Consider the following 18784-nt stretch of genomic DNA (forward strand, 5'->3'; position numbering starts at 1 on the left):
TCATCGCGGGCAAGCCTGGCTCCTCCAGGGAAATGCCATCCCGGCAGGAGCCAGGCTGCCCGCGACAGGCGCGCCTGGGTCTAGAGCGGAGCCAGCTCGGATTCGCTCTCTACGGCTTTCGCCACCTGCAGCTGGCGCATCTGTTCACAGCCCCAGAGCACCCGTTCCGGGGTCGCCGGGGCGTCGATCCGTGGCTGGTGCCGGTAGTCGCCAAGGCTGGCCACGGCGTCCTTGATGGCGCACCAGGCGGCGATGCCGAGCATGAACGGCGGTTCGCCCACCGCCTTGGAGTGGAACACTGTGTCTTCCGGGTTCTTGCGGTTTTCCACCAGCTTGACCCGCAAGTCCGCCGGCATGTCGGCCACTGCCGGGATCTTGTAGCTGGCCGGGCCGCAGGTCTCAAGCTTGCCCTTGGCGTTCCAGACCAATTCCTCGGTGGTCAGCCAGCCCATGCCCTGGATGAAGCCGCCTTCCACCTGGCCGATGTCGATGGCCGGGTTCAGCGACGCGCCGACGTCATGCAGGATATCGGTGCGCAGCATCTTGTATTCGCCGGTCAGGGTATCGACGAGCACCTCGGCGCAGGCCGCGCCGAAGGCGAAGTAGTAGAACGGCCGGCCGCGGGCCTGGGCGCGGTCGTAGTAGATCTTCGGCGTCTTGTAGAAGCCGGTGCTGGACAGCGACACCTGGGCGAAATACGCCTGCTGGATCAGTTCCTCGAAGGTCAGGATCAGCTCGCGAACCCGCACGTGGCCGTTGTGGAACTCCACATCTTCCTCGCTGACCTGGTACTTGCGCGCGGCGAACTCCACCAGCCGGTCCTTGATGGTCTGCGCCGCGTTCTGTGCCGCCTTGCCGTTGAGGTCGGCGCCGCTGGAGGCCGCGGTCGGCGAGGTATTGGGCACCTTGTCGGTATTGGTGGCAGTGATCTGCACCCGGCCGATATCGACCTGGAACACCTCGGCCACCACCTGGGCCACCTTGGTGTTCAGGCCCTGGCCCATCTCGGTGCCGCCATGGTTGAGGTGGATGCTGCCGTCGGTGTAGACGTGGACCAGCGCGCCGGCCTGGTTGAGGAAGCTGGCGGTGAACGAGATGCCGAATTTCACCGGGGTCAGGGCCAGGCCTTTCTTCAGCACCGGGCTGTTGGCGTTGTACAGCCGGATGGCTTCGCGGCGCTCGGCATACTGGCTGCTGGCTTCCAGTTCGGCGGTCATTTCCTCGAGCATGTTGTGCTCGACGGTCTGGTAGTAGTGGGTGACGTTGCGCTCGGTCTTGCCGTAGTAGTTGGCCTTGCGCACGGCCAGCGGGTCCAGGTGCAGGTGACGGGCGATGGCATCCATCACTTCCTCGATGGCGACCATGCCCTGGGGGCCGCCGAAACCGCGATAGGCGGTGTTGGAGGCAGTGTTGGTCTTGCAGCGGTGGCCGTTGACCGTGGCGTCGCCCAGGTAGTACGAGTTGTCGGCGTGGAACATCGCCCGGTCGACGATGGACGCCGACAGGTCCGGCGAGCAGCCGCAGTTGCCCGCCAGCTCCAGCTGGATGCCGTGCAGCCGGCCGCTGTCGTCGAAGCCCACGTCGTATTCGATGTAGAACGGGTGGCGCTTGCCGGTCATCAGCATGTCCTCGACCCGGGGCAGGCGCATCTTGGCCGGCTGGCCGGTGAGGCGCGCGATCACCGCGCACAGGCAGGCGGGGCTGGCAGCCTGGGTTTCCTTGCCGCCGAAGCCACCACCCATGCGGCGCATGTCCACCACGATCTTGTTCATCGAGACATCCAGCACCTCGGCCACCAGCTTCTGCACTTCAGTGGGGTTCTGGGTCGAGCAGTAGACGATCATGCCGCCGTCTTCGGTGGGCATCACCGAGGAGATCTGGGTCTCCAGGTAGAAGTGCTCCTGGCCGCCGATGTGCAGGGTGCCCTGGATGCGGTGCCTGGCGCTGGCCAGGGCGCTGGCCGAGTCGCCGCGCTGGTGGGTGTGGCTGTCGAGCACGAAGTGGCGCTTGCGCAGGGCCTCGACCACGTCCAGCACGGGTTCCAGGTCCTCGTACTCGATGATCGCGGCCATGGCGGCCTGGCGAGCGGTATCCAGGTCGCGGGCGGCCACCGCCAGCACCGGCTGGCCGACGTATTGCACGGTGTCGATGGCCAGCAACGGGTCGCCGGGCAGCAGCGGGCCGATGTCCTTGAGGCCGGGAGTGTCCTGGTGGGTGATGACGATGCGCACCCCTTCGAAGGCATGGCAGGGGGTGGTGTCGATGCTGATGACCCGGGCGTGGGCACGGTCCGAGAGCCGGGCATAGACGTGCAGCTGGTTGGGGAATTCCAGGCGGTCGTCGATGTACACCGCTTCGCCGGACACGTGTTTTTCGGCGCTGTCATGCTTGACGCTGCGACCGACGCCGGTGGTCAGGTCCTGGCGAAACAGGGCCGAGAGTTCGTCCTGGGTCTTTTCGACCTTGTGCTGGTTAGACATGAGCGGTCACCCGAGTCTCGATGTGCGGTGTGTGCAGTTCGATGAAGTACTTGCGCAGCAGGTTCTGCGCGCTCAGCAGGCGGTATTCCTTGCTCGCGCGAAAATCCGAGAGCGGCGTGAAGTCCTGGACCAGGGCCGCGCAGGCCTGCTCGATGCTCGCCTGGGTCCAGTCGGCGCCGGTCAGGATCGCCTCGCAGTGCCTGGCGCGCTTGGGGGTTGCGGCCATGCCGCCGAAGGCGATGCGCGCTTCCTCGATCACGCCGTCGACTATCCGCAGGTTGAAGGCCGCGCAGACCGCGGAGATATCGTCGTCCAGGCGCTTGGACACCTTGTAGGCGCGGAACTGCCGCTCGGCGCTGGCGCGGGGCACGATGATCTTCTCGATGAACTCGCTGTCCTGGCGGGCGGTGACGCGGTAGTCGATGAAGTAATCCTCCAGGGCCAGGGTCCGGCGCACCTGGCCCTTGCACAGCACGATCTGCGCGCCCAGGGCGATCAGCAGCGGCGGCGAGTCGCCGATGGGCGAGGCGTTGCCGATGTTGCCGCCCAGGGTGCCCTGGTTGCGGATCTGCAGCGAGGCGAAGCGTTGCAGCAGTTCGCCGAAGTCCGGGTATTCGCCGCGCAGGGCGTCGTAGCAATCGGTGAGGGCGGTGGCTGCGCCGATCTCCAGGCGGTCCTCGAAGTGTTCGATGCGCTTGAGCTCGGCGATATTGCCGACGTAGATCATCACCGGCAGGGTGCGGTGGAACTGCGTCACCTCCAGTGCCAGGTCGGTGCCGCCGGCCAGCAGGCGGGCCTGGGGATAGGCGTCGTAGAGATCGGCCAGGTCGGCGACGGTCAGGGGCACCAGGCAGCGCTTGTCGCCGCTGTTGAGCTCGGCGGTGTCTTGCGGGGCGATGGCCTTGAGGCGGGCGATGGTCTCGGCCTGGCGGGCATCGAACTGGTCGCCGCGTTCATCAGCGCAGGCCTGTTCGGCGGCAGCGAGGATCGGCCGGTAGCCGGTGCAGCGGCACAGATTGCCGGCCAGTGCTTCGTGGGCCTTGTGGCTGTCGGGCTGGCTGCTGTTCTTCTGCAGGGCGAACAGCGACATGACGAAGCCCGGCGTGCAGAAGCCGCACTGCGAACCATGGCAGTCGACCATGGCCTGCTGCACGCTGTGCAACTGGCCCTGGTGCTTGAGGCCTTCGATGCTGATCAGCTGCTTGCCGTGCAGGGAGGACACGAAGGTCAGGCACGAGTTGAGGCTGCGGTAGCGGATCGATTCGCCGCCCCGGGCATCGACTTGCAGTTCGCCGACCACCACGGTGCAGGCCCCGCAGTCACCGCTGGCACAGCCTTCCTTGGTGCCAGGCTTGCCCAGGTGTTCGCGCAGGTAGTCGAGCACGGTCAGGTTCGGGTCCAGGGTGTGCTCGCTGCGGAGCTCCTGGTTGAGTAGAAACTGGATCACGGAAGGCCTCGCAAACTCATTATTGTTGTTAAGCGACGTGGGCCGAATTTAGTCATGTCTGACTTTTCGGTCAATGATTTTCTGACTTCAAGGTCAGGAAATTTATTCGCCCAACAATTCAAGTATGACCAAGATCCTCGTGGCCGCAGGCGCGGGGCCGGGCGTCAGTCGACAACCATCGGTGCAGACCCGACCAATAGCCGTCTATGTGCGGGTTTCATGGCAAATTCCGCTGCCGTGGCACTCCGCGCCGAGGTATCAATTGCGCTACACTTCGCCGCTTGTGCCGATTAAAGATTCTGAAGGAAAACCATGACGTTCAAGGCGCCGGACAGTCTCGCCGAGCAAATTGCTCACCACCTCGCCGAACGTATCATTCGCGGGGATCTCAAGCCTGGGGAGCGCATTCAGGAACAGAAGGTCACCCTGGCTCTCAATGTCAGCCGCGGCTCGGTGCGCGAGGCCTTGCTGATTCTGGAGCGTCGCCACCTGATCGCCATCCTGCCGCGCCGTGGCGCCCACGTGACCGAGCTCACCGAGCACAAGGTCCGCAGCCTCTGCACCCTGATGAGCGAGATGTACATCCTGCTCGGCAATTCGGTAGCCAGCGGCTGGCAGCAGCAAAGCGACATGGCGCCGTTCCTGCAGATCCAGCAACGCCTGGAAAGTGCCTACCAGAGCCAGGACATCCGCGCCTTCGTCGAAGACAGCTTCAGCGTGATGCGCGCCGCCTATCCCTTCGCCAACAACCCGTACCTGCAGGAGACCGTCGAGAACCTGCACCCGGCCATGAGCCGCGCCTATTACCTGGCGCTGGACCAGCGCAAGGCGTCCATGAGCGAGTACCTTCAGTTGTTCGAGCAATTGCTGGCTGCCGTGCTGGCCCGTGACCTGGCGCAGATCCGCCGGGTACTGACCGCCTACGGCCAGCGCAGCAGCGACCTGGTGGTGTCTGCCCTGGCGGATGCATAAACGTGCGACTCAAGTGCATCAAGCTGGCGGGGTTCAAGTCCTTCGTCGATCCGACCACGGTCAACTTCCCCAGTAACATGGCGGCGGTGGTCGGGCCCAATGGCTGCGGCAAGTCGAACATCATCGACGCCGTACGCTGGGTGATGGGCGAAAGCTCGGCGAAGAACCTGCGCGGCGAATCGATGACCGACGTCATCTTCAACGGTTCCACCAGCCGCAAGCCGGTGAGCCAGGCGAGCATCGAACTGGTATTCGACAACTCCGATGGCACCCTGGTGGGCGAGTATGCCGCCTATGCCGAGATCTCGATCCGGCGCAAGGTCACCCGCGATAGCCAGAACAGCTATTTCCTCAACGGTGCCAAATGCCGTCGCCGGGATATCACCGACATCTTCCTGGGCACCGGCCTCGGGCCGCGCAGCTACTCGATCATCGAGCAGGGCATGATCTCCAAGCTGATCGAGGCCAAGCCCGAGGACCTGCGCAATTTCATCGAGGAAGCCGCTGGCATTTCCAAGTACAAGGAGCGCCGGCGCGAGACGGAAAACCGCATCCGTCGCACCCATGAGAACCTGGCGCGCCTGACCGACTTGCGCGAGGAGCTGGAGCGCCAGCTCGAGCGCCTGCATCGCCAGGCCCAGGCCGCTGAGAAATACCAGGAATACAAGGCCGAGGAGCGTCAGCTCAAGGCGCAACTGTCGGCCTTGCGCTGGCAGGCGCTGAACGAGCAGGTGGGGCAGCGCGAGTCGGTGATCGGCAGCCAGGAGGTCAGCTTCGAAGCCCTGGTGGCCGAGCAGCGCAACGCCGATGCCGCCATCGAGCGCCTGCGCGACGGCCATCATGAGCTGTCCGAGCGCTTCAACCAGGTGCAGGGGCGTTTCTACTCGGTAGGTGGCGACATCGCCCGGGTCGAGCAGAGCATCCAGCACGGTCAGCAGCGCCTGCGCCAGTTACAGGACGATTTGAAGGAAGCCGAGCGCGCGCGCCTGGAGACCGAATCGCACCTGGGCCACGACCGCACCTTGCTGGCGACCCTGGGCGAAGAGTTGGCGATGCTCGAGCCCGAACAGGAGCTCACCAGCGCCGCTGCCGAGGAAGCCGCGGCGGCCCTGGAGGAGTCCGAGGCCACCATGCATGGCTGGCAGGAGCAGTGGGACGCCTTCAACCTCAGTTCCGCCGAGCCAAGGCGCCAGGCGGAAGTGCAGCAGTCACGCATCCAGCAGTTGGAGGCCAGCCTGGAGCGCCTGGCCGAGCGCCAGCGACGCTTGGGCGAAGAGCGTGAGCAACTGACCGCCGATCCGGAAGACGCGGCCATGCTCGAGCTCAATGAACAACTGGCCGCCAGCGAGGCCACCCTGGAGGACTTGCAAGCCAGCGAGGAGTCTCAGGTCGAGCGCCTGGAACAACTGCGTCAGCAGTTGCAGCAGGCGACCCAGACCCAGCAACAAGCCCAGGGCGAGTTGCAGCGGCTCAACGGTCGCCTGGCGTCCCTGGAGGCCCTGCAGCAAGCGGCCCTGGATCCGGACACCGGCACTGCCCAATGGCTGCGTGAGCAGCAACTGGCCGAGCGCCCACGCCTGGCCGATGACCTGCAGGTGGAGGCCGGCTGGGAGCTGGCGGTGGAAACCGTGTTGGGTGCCGACCTGCAGGCAGTGCTGGTGGAGGATTTCACCGGTATCGACCTGGGTGGGTTCGAGCAGGGCGACCTGCGCTTGTTGAGCCTGCCGGGAGAGGCTTCGTCCTTGCCCGGCAGTTTGCTGGACCAGGTGCAGTCCCAGGTCGACCTGGCGCCCTGGTTGGGCCAGGTCAAGCCGGTGGACAGCCTCGAGCAGGCCTTGGCCTTGCGTGGCCAGTTGGCGGCGGGGCAGAGCCTGATCAGCCGCGACGGTTATTGGGTCGGCCGGCATTTCCTGCGGGTGCGCCGCGCCGGCGACGCGCAGAGTGGGGTGTTGGCCCGGGGCCAGGAAATCCAGCAACTGATACTCGAGCGCGATGAGCGTGAAGCCAGTGTCGAGGACCTGGAAAGCCAGTTGCTCAACCTGCGGGCCCAGCAGCGCCAGCAGGAAAACGGGCGTGAGCATCTGCGCCGGCTATTGCAGGACGAGGCTCGCCAGCAGGGTGAGTTGAAAGCCCTGTTGTCCGCTGGCAAAGCCAAGGCCGAGCAGTTGCATCTGCGCCGCAGCCGCCTCGACGAGGAACTGGTGGAGCTGGCTGAGCAGCGCGAACTGGAGCATGAGCAGATCGGCGAGGCGCGCCTGCAGCTGCAGGATGCGCTGGATGGCATGGCCTTGGACACCGAGCAGCGCGAGTCGCTGCTGGCCCAGCGCGACAGCTTGCGCGAGCGTCTCGACCGGGTGCGCCAGGAGGCCCGCCAGCATAAGGACCACGCCCATCAGTTGGCGGTGCGCATGGGCTCGCTCAAGGCCCAGCACGACTCCACGCGCCAGGCCCTGGAGCGCCTGGAGATGCAGTCCGAGCGCCTGACCGAGAAGCGCGAACAGTTGAGCCTCAACCTGGAGGAGGGCGAGGCGCCCCTGGAAGAATTGCGCCTCAAGCTCGAAGAGTTGCTGGAGCGGCGCATGAGCGTGGATGTCGAGCTCAAGGCCGCGCAGATCGCCATGGAAGACGCCGACCGTGAATTGCGTGAAGCCGAGAAGCGTCGCAGCCAGGCCGAGCAGCAGTCGCAGTTGATTCGCGGGCAGCTCGAGCAGCAACGGATGGAGTGGCAGGCGCTGAGCGTGCGGCGCAAGGCGCTGCAGGAGCAGTTGCTGGCCGATGGTTATGACCTGGATGGGGTACTGGCGACCCTGGCGGCGGATGCCAGCGAGCCGGCCGCGGAAGAGGAACTGGAGCGGATTGCGGCGCGGATCCAGCGCCTGGGGGCGATCAACCTCGCGGCGATCGACGAATACCGCCAGCAGTCCGAGCGCAAGCGCTACCTGGATGCCCAGGATGCCGACCTGGTACAGGCCCTGGAAACCCTGGAAAACGTGATCCGCAAGATCGACAAGGAAACCCGGAATCGTTTCAAGGACACTTTCGACCAGATCAATGGTGGCCTACAGGCATTGTTTCCAAAAGTTTTCGGTGGCGGCAGCGCTTATTTGGAACTGACGGGCGAAGATCTACTCGATACAGGGGTGACGATCATGGCGCGCCCTCCGGGGAAGAAGAACAGCACCATTCATTTGCTCTCCGGTGGAGAAAAGGCACTGACCGCACTGGCCCTGGTATTCGCCATCTTCAAGTTGAATCCGGCACCTTTCTGCATGCTCGACGAAGTTGACGCACCGCTGGATGACGCTAACGTTGGACGCTATGCAAAGCTGGTCAAGGAGATGTCGCAAACGGTGCAGTTCATCTATATCACCCACAATAAGATCGCCATGGAGATGGCCGATCAATTGATGGGCGTGACGATGCACGAGCCCGGTTGTTCGCGCCTGGTGGCCGTGGACGTCGAAGAGGCCATGGCGATGGTGGACGCTTGAACCAGCGGGGTTGAGGGGGCTGTCGGGGGCAGCGCAGGAGGTTTTTCGCCATTGTCGGGCCAGCCAGGCGACATATTGGCCATAAGCGTTGCGACAGACGGTGTAAAGTTGCCTTTGGTCGTGCTAGTTTAATGTCAATTTTTTCTACGCGTGAGCAAAAGGCCATTCAGAACATAGAGTTGGCGCCACGTTTTAAAGCGGTTTGCAGATTGTAAGCCCCTTATTTTTCAGCATTTTTCATAGAGGCACGGGATTACATGGAAATCGGTCTGCGCGAGTGGCTGATCGTCATCGGCATTATTGTCATCGCCGGTATTCTTTTTGATGGCTGGCGGCGTATGCGCGGCGGCAAGGGCAAGTTGAAGTTCCGTCTTGATCGAAGTCTTTCCAACTTGCCGGATGAGGAAGGCAATGCCGAACTGCTGGGTCCGTCCCGGGTGCTGGACAACCACAAGGAGCCGCAACTGGATGAGCATGACTTGCCTTCGGTGAGCATGCCGGCCCGCGAGCCTCGGGAAAGTTCTTCGTCCAAGCGCGGCAAGCGTGGTAGCGAGCCGCAGCAGGGCGACCTCAACTTGGACCTGGATCTGGACAACGGTCCGAGCTTCAGCAGTCGTGACGATGATTTCCCGGCCGATGAAGGCAAGGCTGCCAGCTTCGGCGACAAGGAGCAGCCCCAGGCCGAGGAAGTGCTGGTGATCAGCGTGATCTGCCGTGATGCGGCGGGCTTCAAGGGGCCGGCGCTGTTGCAGAACATCCTCGAGAGCGGCCTGCGTTTTGGCGAGATGGATATCTTCCACCGCCACGAAAGCATGGCTGGCAACGGCGAGGTGCTGTTCTCCATGGCCAACGCGGTCAAGCCCGGGGTGTTCGACCTGGACGATATCGACCACTTCAGTACCCCGGCCGTGAGCTTCTTCCTGGGCCTGCCGGGCCCACGTCATCCGAAACAGGCTTTCGACGTGATGGTGGCCGCGGCGCGCAAGTTGTCCCAGGAACTCAATGGCGAGCTCAAGGATGACCAGCGCAGCGTCCTGACCGCCCAGACCATCGAACACTACCGCCAGCGCATCGTCGAGTTCGAGCGCCGTGCCCTGACCCAGAAGCGGTGACCCTCTGATCGCTGGCCAGCGATTTCGCCGAAGCGGGATCTATCCTGTAGGAGTCGACTGGCCAGCCAAGCCTGAACACCATCTTCGATCGAGCAGCCTAGGCTGCTCTTTTGCTTTATGAGAGAACCCCATGACCGCCGCCGAAACCCGCATTCTTGAGCTGCGTGCCGAGCTGGACCTGCACAACTATCGCTACCACGTGCTCGACGAGCCCAGTATCCCTGACGCCGAGTACGACCGCCTGTTCCGCGAGCTCAAGGCCCTGGAGGCCGAGCATCCGGAGCTGGTGACCAGCGACTCGCCGACCCAGCGGGTCGGCAGCGCCGCGCTCTCGGCCTTCACCCAGGTCCGCCATGAGATCCCCATGCTCAGCCTGGGCAACGCCTTCGAAGAAGTCGACATGCGCGAGTTCGATCGCCGGGTCAATGAGGGCCTGGACCTGCCGAGCGGCGACCTGTTCGGTGGTGGCGCGGCGGTGGAGTACAGCTGCGAGCCCAAGCTCGACGGCCTGGCGGTCAGCCTGCTGTACCAGGACGGCCTGCTGGTGCGTGGCGCCACTCGTGGCGACGGCACCACCGGCGAGGACATCAGCGTCAACGTGCGTACCGTGCGCAACATTCCGCTGAAGCTGCAGGGCAGTGGTTGGCCGGCGACCCTGGAAGTGCGCGGTGAAGTGTTCATGTCCAAGGCCGGCTTCGAGCGCTTGAACGCCGCGCAACTGGAGACGGGCGGCAAGACCTTCGCCAACCCGCGCAACGCCGCGGCGGGCAGCCTGCGCCAGCTGGATTCGAAGATCACCGCCAGTCGGCCCCTGGAGTTCTGCTGCTACGGCCTGGGCCAGGTCACGGCGGACATCGCCGATACCCATATCGGCAACCTCGAGCAGCTCAAGCAGTGGGGCATGCCCATCAGTCGCGAGCTGCGCCTGGCCAAGGGGATCGACGAGTGCCTGGACTACTACCGCGAGATCGGCGACCGGCGTAACGCGCTGCCCTACGAAATCGACGGCGTGGTGTTCAAGGTCAACAGCATCGCTTCCCAGCGCGAGCTGGGCTTCCGGGCCCGGGAGCCGCGCTGGGCCATCGCCCACAAGTTTCCGGCCATGGAAGAGCTCACCGAGCTGCTGGATGTGGAGTTCCAGGTCGGTCGTACCGGCGCGGTAACGCCGGTGGCGCGCTTGAAACCGGTCAAGGTGGCGGGGGTGACCGTATCCAACGCCACCTTGCACAACATGGACGAAGTGGCGCGCCTGGGGCTGATGATCGGCGACACGGTGATCATCCGGCGTGCTGGCGACGTGATCCCGCAGGTGGTGCAAGTGGTCACCGAGCGGCGCCCGGAGGATGCCCGGGCGGTGCAGATTCCCGAAAGCTGCCCGGTCTGCGGTTCCCATGTCGAGCGCACGCAACTGGTCAAGCGCAGCAAGGGCCGCGAAACCGTCAGCGAAGGTGCGGTCTATCGCTGCGTGGGCCGCCTGGCCTGCGGTGCGCAGCTCAAGCAGGCGATCATCCACTTCGTCTCCCGGCGTGCCATGGATATCGAAGGCCTGGGGGACAAGACCATCGAGCAACTGGTGGACGAGCAGCTCATCGCCTCGCCGGCCGATCTCTACAAGCTCAAGTACGAGCAGATCATCGACCTGGAAGGCTTTGCCGAGGTCTCCAGCAACAAGCTGCTCAAGGCCATCGAAGACAGCAAGCGCCCGTCACTGGCGCGTTTCGTCTATGCCCTGGGCATCCCCGATGTCGGCGAAGAGACCGCCAAGGTCCTGGCGCGTTCCCTGGGCACCCTGGAGCGGGTACGCCTGGCGTTGCCGCAGGTGTTGACCTACTTGCCGGATGTCGGCCTGGAAGTCGCCCATGAAATCCACAGTTTCTTCGAGGACAGCCATAACCAGCAGGTGATCGGCGCCTTGCTGGCGGCGGACCAGTGCGCCCTGGTGCTGCAGGACCAGGGCGAGCTGGGGGCGGAATTCGCCGCCAGCACCACCCTGGGCGGCATGCTCGACAAGTTGAACATTCCTTCAGTGGGGCCGGGCGCGGCACAGAAGCTGGCGGACAAGTTCGGTTCCTTGCAAGGGGTGATCGACGCCGATTGGCTGGACATGCGCCAGGCCTTGCCGGAGAAGCAGGCCAAGGCGGTCCGTGAGTTCTTCGACAATCCGGCCAATGCCCAGTTGGCCCAGGCCATCGAGCAACAGTTGCGTGACTTCGGCATGCACTGGCAGAGCGAGAAGAAGGCGGTCGAAGGCTTGCCCCTGGCCGGCCAGACCTGGGTGCTGACCGGTTCCCTGGAGTTGATGAGCCGCGATGTGGCCAAGGACAAGCTGGAAAGCCTGGGAGCCAAGGTGGCTGGTTCGGTTTCGGCCAAGACCCATTGCGTGGTGGCAGGTCCCGGGGCCGGTTCCAAATTGGCCAAGGCCAACGAACTGGGCCTGAAGGTGCTGGACGAGGAGGCATTCGTCGCCTTCCTCGGTGAGCACGGCATTTCCGCTTCGGCCTGAAGCGTGGGCCGGCCGGCGCGAGCCAGCGCCCGCCGGCCCTGCTTGGTGACACTCCAAGTGCTTGAAGCTCTTCGAGTTTTTTATTCTGCAATGAGCGGTTGTATCTTCAACTCAGATAGGTACAATGGCGCGGCTCGCCGTCAGGTGAGCGTCGTTATGGTGGCCCCATCGGTCCCCCCGCAACGATTACCCGTTAACCTGGTCAGGCCCGGAAGGGAGCAGCCACAGCGGGAACATTGTGTGCCGGGGTGTGGCTGGTGGGGCTGCCTCCAATCATCTAGATGATTGAGTCTCAACGAATTCAAAGGCTTTAGCGCGTGTTTGGGCCTTGTTTCGTATCTTTTCCAATCCTGCATACCCCTATCTTCGACTGCTCATCGTTGAGTCAAGTCGCAGGACTGCTTCGTTTCCATTTTAAAAGACCTCTCTGCGCTAGTTCGGAGAACGAACTGCGGAAGAATCAGCAACGGTCGCAGTTGTCCTTGGCATGGCGACTCAGAGGCCGGGATCAAACAGCGATTTGCTGGAATCCAATGGTTTTCTGAGGTGGAGAGGAATGCCATCCAGTTTGCTGAAATCAGGTTTGAGCTTTTTACCTCCCTTGGGCGCAGGCGCTGCTGGCTTGGCATCCGGAGCGGCGGCAGCCGATCCTGTTGTACCTTCAAGACCGATCATGTGTTTGAGCTGGAGCAGGTTGGCCTGGGCGAGATTGTCATAGATCTTCGCGCAAGCGCTGTCCAATGATGGGGGCCGGCGTGCGCTGGGCAGGTTCGCATAGGCGTTGAGGCAGATGTAGAACAGGTCGTTGGTCCAGGTGGTCATTTCGGTAATGCGCTGGACCGCTTCGGCAATTGCCTGCACGTCTGCGGCAGGAAGAGTGGTGGCAGGCGCGGCACTCAGGGTTGCTGCGCTGGAGGTTTGCACCATTGCTTGCTGCGCTTGCTTGAGCTGGGTCTGCATGGCGTCGATATTGCCTTGCATGGTTTTGGCTTCTTCACTGCCAGCGGTCATTTTGGCCAATTTGTCCTGAGCGTCCTTGATTATCTTGCTCTGGTCGAGCAGGTATTGGCTGTTGGCGGTCGAACTGGCGCTGGTCAGGGCCACGGCGGGGCCCTTGGCTACACCGGTGAGTTGCTCGATTGCAAGAATGGCGACGGTGTTGCGTTGGTTGCGGGTCATGTACATCTGATACATGTCGGCAGTTATCGCCCCATTGGCATAAGCCTGGCACACGGCAAACAGCTGGTCGCGCAGGAGCTGGATGGATTGGGTACGCAGGCCAATACTGGCTCCGGACTGCTGGTACGCGGCAGACAGCGCCGCGATATCTTCCTTGGACGCCGTGCCTGATGCTGCGAATGTCTTCAAGGCGTCGGGGCTGGGCTCGGGGCAGATGATCCGGACGTCCTGAAGGACGTTGTTGACCAACTCCTTGCGCTCGATACCTGTTATGACTCGATCCTCTGCCTGGAGAGTCCGGGTCGATAGGCGGGCGGTGGTGCAGCCCGACAACAAAGCCAGGCAAAGAGCTGCTGACAAGGCTCGTTTCACCGAATTCCCTTCCGTTGGATCATGGTTTTTCATGTTCTGCCGGAGTCTAGATGCAGTCAGAAGATCGATATGGCGCTTCGCCATATTGCTGACGAGTGGCAAGTGCCGAAGCACTCGCGAGGGTGTAGTAGTGCCCTGGATAATCGAAACGAACGCACATCCAAGGAGTGAACATGGCGTTGACCAGCAAGATTTCCCCCTACGACCCGCGATGGCCCCTGTCATTCGCCGCGGAGCGCGAGCGCATTGCGCCGGGTTTTGTCGGCGAGCTGCTGGACATTCATCACGTGGGCAGTACTGCGGTGGCCGGGCTTGCGGCCAAGCCGGAAATCGATGTGCTGCTGGTGGTCGCGCAGCATCGGGACGAGGCGCTGCGCCAGGCTTTCATGGCGACCCTGGGTTATGTCCGGGGCAGCGACTTGTCTGCCGGGCATCATTTCTATCGGCGGGACGTCGATGGGGTGCGGACCCACAAGGTGCACGTGTGCCTGGCGGGGCATGGGCAAATCCGGCGGATGCTGGGGTTTCGCGACCTGTTGCGCAGTGACCCGAACCTGCGCCAGCGCTATCAGGAACTGAAGCTGCAACTGGAAGCCAGTAACCGCGACGGTATCGGTGAATATCTTGCGCGCAAGGCGCCTTTCATTGATGCAGTGATGGAGGGCTGTCGATCGTGACCGCTCAGGGTTCGCTCATGCGCCGAGTTTCTCGCGCAGCAGCTGGGCGAAGGCATCCCGGGCGCGGTGCTGCTGCACGTCTTGATGCCAGACAAAACGGTTGTCCACCGGCGCCAGGTCATCGAAGCGTTGCACGGTCAGGGTCGAGGACTGCGCATAGCGCTCCAGTACGCCTTCGGGGATCAGCGACACTCCCACACCCGCGCTGACGCAGCCGATGATAGTGCCCCAGCTGGCATAACCGGTGATCGGCAGGTTCAGGCCGTGCTTGCCGAGCCAGTTCTCCAGGGCGCGGCGATAGGGGCAACCGACTGGCCACATGAACAGGTGCTGGCCTTGCAGGTCGCTGGCGCTGTGGATCGGAGCGCTGCCGGCACTGGAAATCAGCACCAGGGGTTCGTGGTAGAGCACGGTTTGCTGCAGTTTCGCCGGCAGGGTATCGATGGCCACCAGGGCGCCGTCGATGCGCTGGTGGCGCAATTCTTCGAAGAGTTGCGACCAGGTGCCGGTGACCAGTTCTACGCTGACTTGTGGGTAGCGCCGGTGATACTCGGCCAGCAGCGGGGGCAGGCGGCCGCCGGCGCAGGACTCGATCGAACCCAGGCGCAGCAGGCCGCTGGGCCCGGCCTGGCTGTCGACCGCGCGCCGGGCCTCATCCACCAGGGCGAGGATGCGCTCGCTGTAGCCGAGGAAGATTTCCCCGGCCGGGCTGATCTTCAGGCCGCGCCCGATGCGAGTGAACAAGGGAGTGCCCAGCTCGTTTTCCAGCTGCTTGAGGCGGTTGGTGATATTGGACGGCACGCAGTGCAGCTGCTCGGCCGCGCGAGCGATGCTGCCGAAGCGGGCCACGGCCTGCACCATCTTCAATTGAGTCAGTTCCATCGTTCATTTCCAGTGAGCAATGGGCTCAGTATTGATCAATTGTGATGAGCTTTCGAGGGCGCGACACTGTAGTTCTCTACCTTGCCTGGAAGTTTGTCTCGTGAAGATCTCGCCCTCGCTGAAACTGGTTCTGGCCACGGCCATGGTCATCTTGTGCTGGGCCTATTCGCCGGTGGGCATCCATATCGGCCTTGAGGGCTACAGTCCCGGGCACCTGGCGTTGCTGCGCTTTCTCATCGCTTCGGTATTCATGGTCGGCATTGCACTGGTTGCAGGTATTTCCCTGCCGCGCTGGCGCGATATGCCCTGGTTGCTGGTGCTGGGGTTCTTCGCCATCGCCCTGCATCACGTCAGCCTCAACTACGGACAGCAGGGTTTGAGTGCTGGCGCGTCCAGCGTGTTGGCGCAATCGGCACCGATCTTCAGCACCCTGATCGCGTTTTCCTGGCTCAAGGAGCCGGTCAGTGCCTGGCGCTGGAGTTGTGTGGCGCTGGGCCTGGTGGGCGCATTGCTGGTGGTGGCTGGTGATCGCGGCCTGGGTTCGATCCAGCCGCAGGGCTTGCTGGTGCTGCTGGCGGCTTTTTCCTGGGGGTTGTATTTCGTGCTGCTGCGGCGCTTTTCCGGGCGCCACGGGCTCTTGACCACCACTTGCTACATTGTCTGGGGCGGTACCTTGCTGTTGGCGGTGTACACCCCGGGCCTGGCCCAGGCCGTTGTCCAGGCGCCCTTGCGGGTGAACCTGGCGGTGCTGTTGCTGGGGGTGTTTCCCAGCGCGCTGGCCTACCTGGCCTGGGCCTATGTGCTGGCGCGGGTCGAGGTCAGCCGGGCATCGATCGCCATGTACCTGATCCCGCCGGTGGCGATGTTGTTGGCCGCGGTCGTCTTGGGCGAGACGTTGCGCTCCGGGGTGGTGCTGGGGGCGGCGGTGGTGCTGGGCAGTGTGATGGCGATGCAGTTGGAGGGGCGCTGGCGCTGGCGCAGGAGCGCCAGTGCGCGGGCCGTGAGCGACAAGGCCCCGGTTTGACGGGGCCTTGTGCAGTGGATCAGCTTTTCTTCTTGAACAGTCGGCCGATGAAGGCGACGACGGCAAGCACGCCGATGACGATGAACTTCTTGCCCGCCAGGAGCAGGACCCCGAGCTTGGCGAACAGTCCGGCCTTACTGGCGATACCGCCGGCCACCAGGGCTGCCAGGCCATAGGTGGCCAGCTTGTCGGTGCTCGGGTTGTAGTCGGCGTAGCGGTTGCCGTCGGTGAAGTTGGTGAAGGCCAGCACCTTGGGAATCTCGCGCTTGATGGTGGGCAGGTCCTGCATGGAAGCGACCGCATTGAGTTCCAGCACGCCTTCACGGCCCAGCACGCGGATGCTGTAGTTCAGGGTGTTGCTTTCAGCGCCTTCGGCCTTGAGTTCGCGGGCCCAGTACATCTTGTGCGATTGCGCGTCATAGCTTGGCTGCTCGGCCCAGCCCAGCAGGTGGATGGCACCGTAGCCCTGTTCCTTGCGTTCTTTGTTGTCTTCCTCGTCCGCGGCCTGCATTTCTTTGAGCAGGTCCTGATAGTCGATCTTCGCTGCATCGTCGTCGGAGATGTGGCCGTCATTCTTGTAGCTGATGATCACTCCCCAGCCTTCGGCGGCCAGCGGGCTGACGGCGCTGGGCACGATCATGCCCAGGGTGGTGAAGCCGGGCGGGTTGCCCCAGCCTTCGGTCAGCAGCTTCTCGGTGTCCTTGGGAGTGAGGTAGTAGAACTCTTTGCTCAGGTCGAGGCTGGCGATATCGCCAGGTAGCTTGATGTTGCCGTGGCGTGGCGAGAGCGAGGCGAGAAACTGTTCGGCAGTCTGGGTTTCGGCGTCCTTGGTGTCGGGCGTGTCGGCAGCGTTGGCCAAGAATGGGGTGGCGCAGAGCACGACCATGGCCATGAGGTGACGCAGGTACTTCATCGTATTCCCTTACATTTTGTGACAAGTGATAGGCGCGCAAGGATAGCGATGAGCCGCGTGCTGCTCAATGCAATGTTTCCATTTATTTCCGATGACTGGCAGAAGGGCAGCCCAAGGGCGGCGATTGCGCCCTTGGGGAATAAACGGATCAGTTCGCGGTGAGGAACAGCACTCGCAGGCGGTGTCCATCCGGGTCGAGGGCGAGCAGGGTGTAGCCGAAACCCGTCACGGTCGGCTCCTGGACGATGGGGATGCCCAGCGCCTGCCAGTGACGATGCAGTTCATCCACGGCTTCGCGGCTGTCCACGGCCCAGCCCAGTTCGCCGCCGCCGGCCAGTACCTGGGATTCGGGTCTGACGACCTGGCGGGACCAGAGCCCGAGCTTGATTCCCGAGTCGAGGATGAACAGGGTGAAATCCGCCGAAGCCTGCACCGGCGGTTTGTCCAGCAGCCGGCTGTAGAAGTCGGCGCTGGCGATGGGGTTATCCACGTAGAGCAAAAAATAGGTGTTGGTGATCATCATGACTCCTGGGGGGGCTGGATTGGAGCGGCAGCTTATGCGCCGAGTCCGTCAGTTCCTGTCAGGAGTCGCAAGGTGAAAAAGAGACCTGCTCGCAAGGGGGGGGCGAGCAGGCCTCTCTTGGTTGATTGACTGCGGGGCTCAAGGCTTGGACAAGGCCTGGTCTACCGCTGCTATCAGCTTTCCCAGATCCTTCGGGGTGGCTTTGTGAATGACACCGAACAAATAAGCCCGCTGTTCCTCTTCATCACCCAGATCGGCGAAGAAGGCTTTCAGCTTCACTCCCAGTACTTCGGCCAATAGAAATAGAGCTTCAACGCTGGGGGTGTAGGTGCCGGTTTCGAAGCGGCTGATGGTTTTGGGGTCAAAACCGGTTTTTTCACCTAGTTCAGCCTGAGTAAGCCCCGCTACCTTTCGATAGCGCTTGATGGCTGCACCCAAACTTGAAATTTGCATCGCTCAATTCCCATTTAGAATCAAGAACTTAACGATAAATATTGGCATTAGACAACACCATGTTTCATCACCTTGCTTTGCAAAATGTGATGCATTTCGTAGAATTGGCGCTTCGGACAGGTATTTGGTGATCTAGTTTCAGAAGGCAGGTTTATGAAACAAGAAATCATTGCATTTCCCTTGTTCACCTAAACCCAGGACTTGGCAGAGGCTCGAACGTCTCGTAATCCCGCCAACACTCCGTCCGCCGCCTCCATCTGACGCCTTACCTGATCCTAGTTGATCTATGTCGCACCGACGGTCAACCGCGGCGCAAACCCGCTGTACGGCTGCAATCAGGGCGTATCTTCCGATTGAGTCGTACCGCCAGGAAAGTAATCGCCAATCAATTAATGCCGGCTCCGGCAACTATTGATTGCAGGCTGTCTATGGAGTTCTAAAGTGCGTCTCAATTTGCCGGTCAACTCTATCGAGCAGACCTTTCCCGACCAGCAGCGGCTTATCTCCGCCACCGACACCAGCAGTCACATCACGTACTGCAATGCCGAGTTCGCCGCCATGAGCGGCTTCAGCCAGGCCGAACTGATCGGCAGCACCCACAACCTGGTGCGGCATCCGGATATGCCGGCTGCGGTGTTCGAATCCATGTGGCGCTATCTCAAGGCCGGGCGCAGTTGGATGGGAGTGGTGAAGAACCGCTGCAAGAACGGCAACTTCTATTGGGTCAGCGCCTATGTCACGCCGATCCTCGAGGAC

General features: G+C 62.8%; 13 protein-coding genes, 1 other RNA gene and 1 pseudogene. 8 read left to right on the top strand and 7 right to left on the bottom strand.

What is annotated here, in order from left to right; all coding sequences use genetic code 11:
• Positions 1-80 precede the first annotated feature (80 nt).
• Entirely contained in the window at positions 81-2480 is a 2400-nt protein-coding gene (xdhB, locus tag AC3WK8_RS23720) for a xanthine dehydrogenase molybdopterin binding subunit (protein WP_103325994.1), read from the bottom strand.
• On the bottom strand, positions 2473-3927 hold the full coding sequence (gene xdhA / locus AC3WK8_RS23725) for a xanthine dehydrogenase small subunit (RefSeq protein WP_085597133.1): 1455 nt from the start codon (positions 3925-3927) through the stop codon (positions 2473-2475). The genes xdhB and xdhA overlap by 8 nt, the downstream gene beginning before the upstream one ends.
• Positions 3928-4239: 312 nt before the next feature.
• Between xdhA and AC3WK8_RS23730 the strand changes: the two genes are divergently transcribed.
• The 5 genes from AC3WK8_RS23730 to ffs all read left to right on the top strand — a co-directional run bounded on the left by AC3WK8_RS23730 (position 4240) and on the right by ffs (position 12268).
• Positions 4240-4899 carry a GntR family transcriptional regulator gene (locus AC3WK8_RS23730; RefSeq protein WP_085597132.1) on the top strand — a complete coding sequence of 220 codons (660 nt, stop codon included), beginning with the start codon at positions 4240-4242 and terminating at the stop codon, positions 4897-4899.
• Positions 4900-4901: 2 nt separating this feature from the next.
• Positions 4902-8390, top strand: coding sequence for a chromosome segregation protein SMC (gene smc / locus AC3WK8_RS23735; protein WP_103325995.1), 3489 nt, complete (start codon positions 4902-4904; stop codon positions 8388-8390).
• Positions 8391-8647: 257 nt separating this feature from the next.
• On the top strand, positions 8648-9502 hold the full coding sequence (gene zipA / locus AC3WK8_RS23740; RefSeq protein ID WP_085597130.1) for a cell division protein ZipA: 855 nt from the start codon (positions 8648-8650) through the stop codon (positions 9500-9502).
• A 130-nt stretch (positions 9503-9632) separates the two neighbouring features.
• Positions 9633-12005 (top strand): NAD-dependent DNA ligase LigA, encoded by a 2373-nt coding sequence (gene ligA / locus AC3WK8_RS23745; protein ID WP_103325996.1) that lies wholly within the window; start codon positions 9633-9635, stop codon positions 12003-12005.
• A 166-nt stretch (positions 12006-12171) separates the two neighbouring features.
• Positions 12172-12268, top strand: an RNA gene (ffs, locus tag AC3WK8_RS23750) — signal recognition particle sRNA small type.
• A gap of 232 nt (positions 12269-12500) precedes the next feature.
• Here ffs and AC3WK8_RS23755 read toward each other — a convergent pair.
• Complete coding sequence (locus AC3WK8_RS23755; RefSeq protein ID WP_146043280.1) at positions 12501-13589, bottom strand: OmpH family outer membrane protein; 1089 nt, start codon at positions 13587-13589, stop codon at positions 12501-12503.
• 140 nt (positions 13590-13729) lie between these two features.
• Between AC3WK8_RS23755 and AC3WK8_RS23760 the strand changes: the two genes are divergently transcribed.
• Complete coding sequence (locus AC3WK8_RS23760; protein WP_103325998.1) at positions 13730-14233, top strand: GrpB family protein; 504 nt, start codon at positions 13730-13732, stop codon at positions 14231-14233.
• A gap of 15 nt (positions 14234-14248) precedes the next feature.
• On the opposite strand, the gene AC3WK8_RS23765 is transcribed toward AC3WK8_RS23760, so the two are convergent.
• Positions 14249-15115 carry a LysR family transcriptional regulator gene (locus AC3WK8_RS23765; RefSeq protein ID WP_085597126.1) on the bottom strand — a complete coding sequence of 289 codons (867 nt, stop codon included), beginning with the start codon at positions 15113-15115 and terminating at the stop codon, positions 14249-14251.
• Between the two features lie 100 nt (positions 15116-15215).
• Between AC3WK8_RS23765 and AC3WK8_RS23770 the strand changes: the two genes are divergently transcribed.
• Positions 15216-16139, top strand: coding sequence for a DMT family transporter (locus AC3WK8_RS23770; RefSeq protein ID WP_256592352.1), 924 nt, complete (start codon positions 15216-15218; stop codon positions 16137-16139).
• Between the two features lie 19 nt (positions 16140-16158).
• Here the strand turns inward: AC3WK8_RS23770 and AC3WK8_RS23775 are convergent, their stop codons facing one another.
• From AC3WK8_RS23775 to AC3WK8_RS23785, 3 genes are all read right to left on the bottom strand, one after another.
• Complete coding sequence (locus AC3WK8_RS23775; protein ID WP_022643305.1) at positions 16159-17052, bottom strand: DUF2167 domain-containing protein; 894 nt, start codon at positions 17050-17052, stop codon at positions 16159-16161.
• Positions 17053-17200: 148 nt separating this feature from the next.
• Positions 17201-17572, bottom strand: coding sequence for a VOC family protein (locus AC3WK8_RS23780; RefSeq protein ID WP_103326000.1), 372 nt, complete (start codon positions 17570-17572; stop codon positions 17201-17203).
• A gap of 141 nt (positions 17573-17713) precedes the next feature.
• On the bottom strand, positions 17714-18028 hold the full coding sequence (locus AC3WK8_RS23785) for a helix-turn-helix domain-containing protein (RefSeq protein ID WP_011060220.1): 315 nt from the start codon (positions 18026-18028) through the stop codon (positions 17714-17716).
• A gap of 441 nt (positions 18029-18469) precedes the next feature.
• Between AC3WK8_RS23785 and AC3WK8_RS23790 the strand changes: the two are divergent.
• A pseudogene (locus AC3WK8_RS23790) lies at positions 18470-18751 on the top strand (PAS domain-containing protein); the annotation flags it as partial.
• Between the last annotated feature and the right edge of the window lie 33 nt (positions 18752-18784).

This window comes from Pseudomonas sp. FW507-12TSA (assembly GCF_058781435.1).

Coding starts and splice junctions, on each gene's coding strand:
- xdhB (WP_103325994.1), bottom strand. CDS start 2,480: ATGTCTAACCAGCACAAGGTCGAAAAGACCCAGGACGAACTCTCGGCC.
- AC3WK8_RS23730 (WP_085597132.1), top strand. CDS start 4,240: ATGACGTTCAAGGCGCCGGACAGTCTCGCCGAGCAAATTGCTCACCAC.
- zipA (WP_085597130.1), top strand. CDS start 8,648: ATGGAAATCGGTCTGCGCGAGTGGCTGATCGTCATCGGCATTATTGTC.
- ligA (WP_103325996.1), top strand. CDS start 9,633: ATGACCGCCGCCGAAACCCGCATTCTTGAGCTGCGTGCCGAGCTGGAC.
- AC3WK8_RS23755 (WP_146043280.1), bottom strand. CDS start 13,589: ATGAAAAACCATGATCCAACGGAAGGGAATTCGGTGAAACGAGCCTTG.
- AC3WK8_RS23760 (WP_103325998.1), top strand. CDS start 13,730: ATGGCGTTGACCAGCAAGATTTCCCCCTACGACCCGCGATGGCCCCTG.
- AC3WK8_RS23765 (WP_085597126.1), bottom strand. CDS start 15,115: ATGGAACTGACTCAATTGAAGATGGTGCAGGCCGTGGCCCGCTTCGGC.
- AC3WK8_RS23775 (WP_022643305.1), bottom strand. CDS start 17,052: ATGAAGTACCTGCGTCACCTCATGGCCATGGTCGTGCTCTGCGCCACC.
- AC3WK8_RS23780 (WP_103326000.1), bottom strand. CDS start 17,572: ATGATCACCAACACCTATTTTTTGCTCTACGTGGATAACCCCATCGCC.
- AC3WK8_RS23785 (WP_011060220.1), bottom strand. CDS start 18,028: ATGCAAATTTCAAGTTTGGGTGCAGCCATCAAGCGCTATCGAAAGGTA.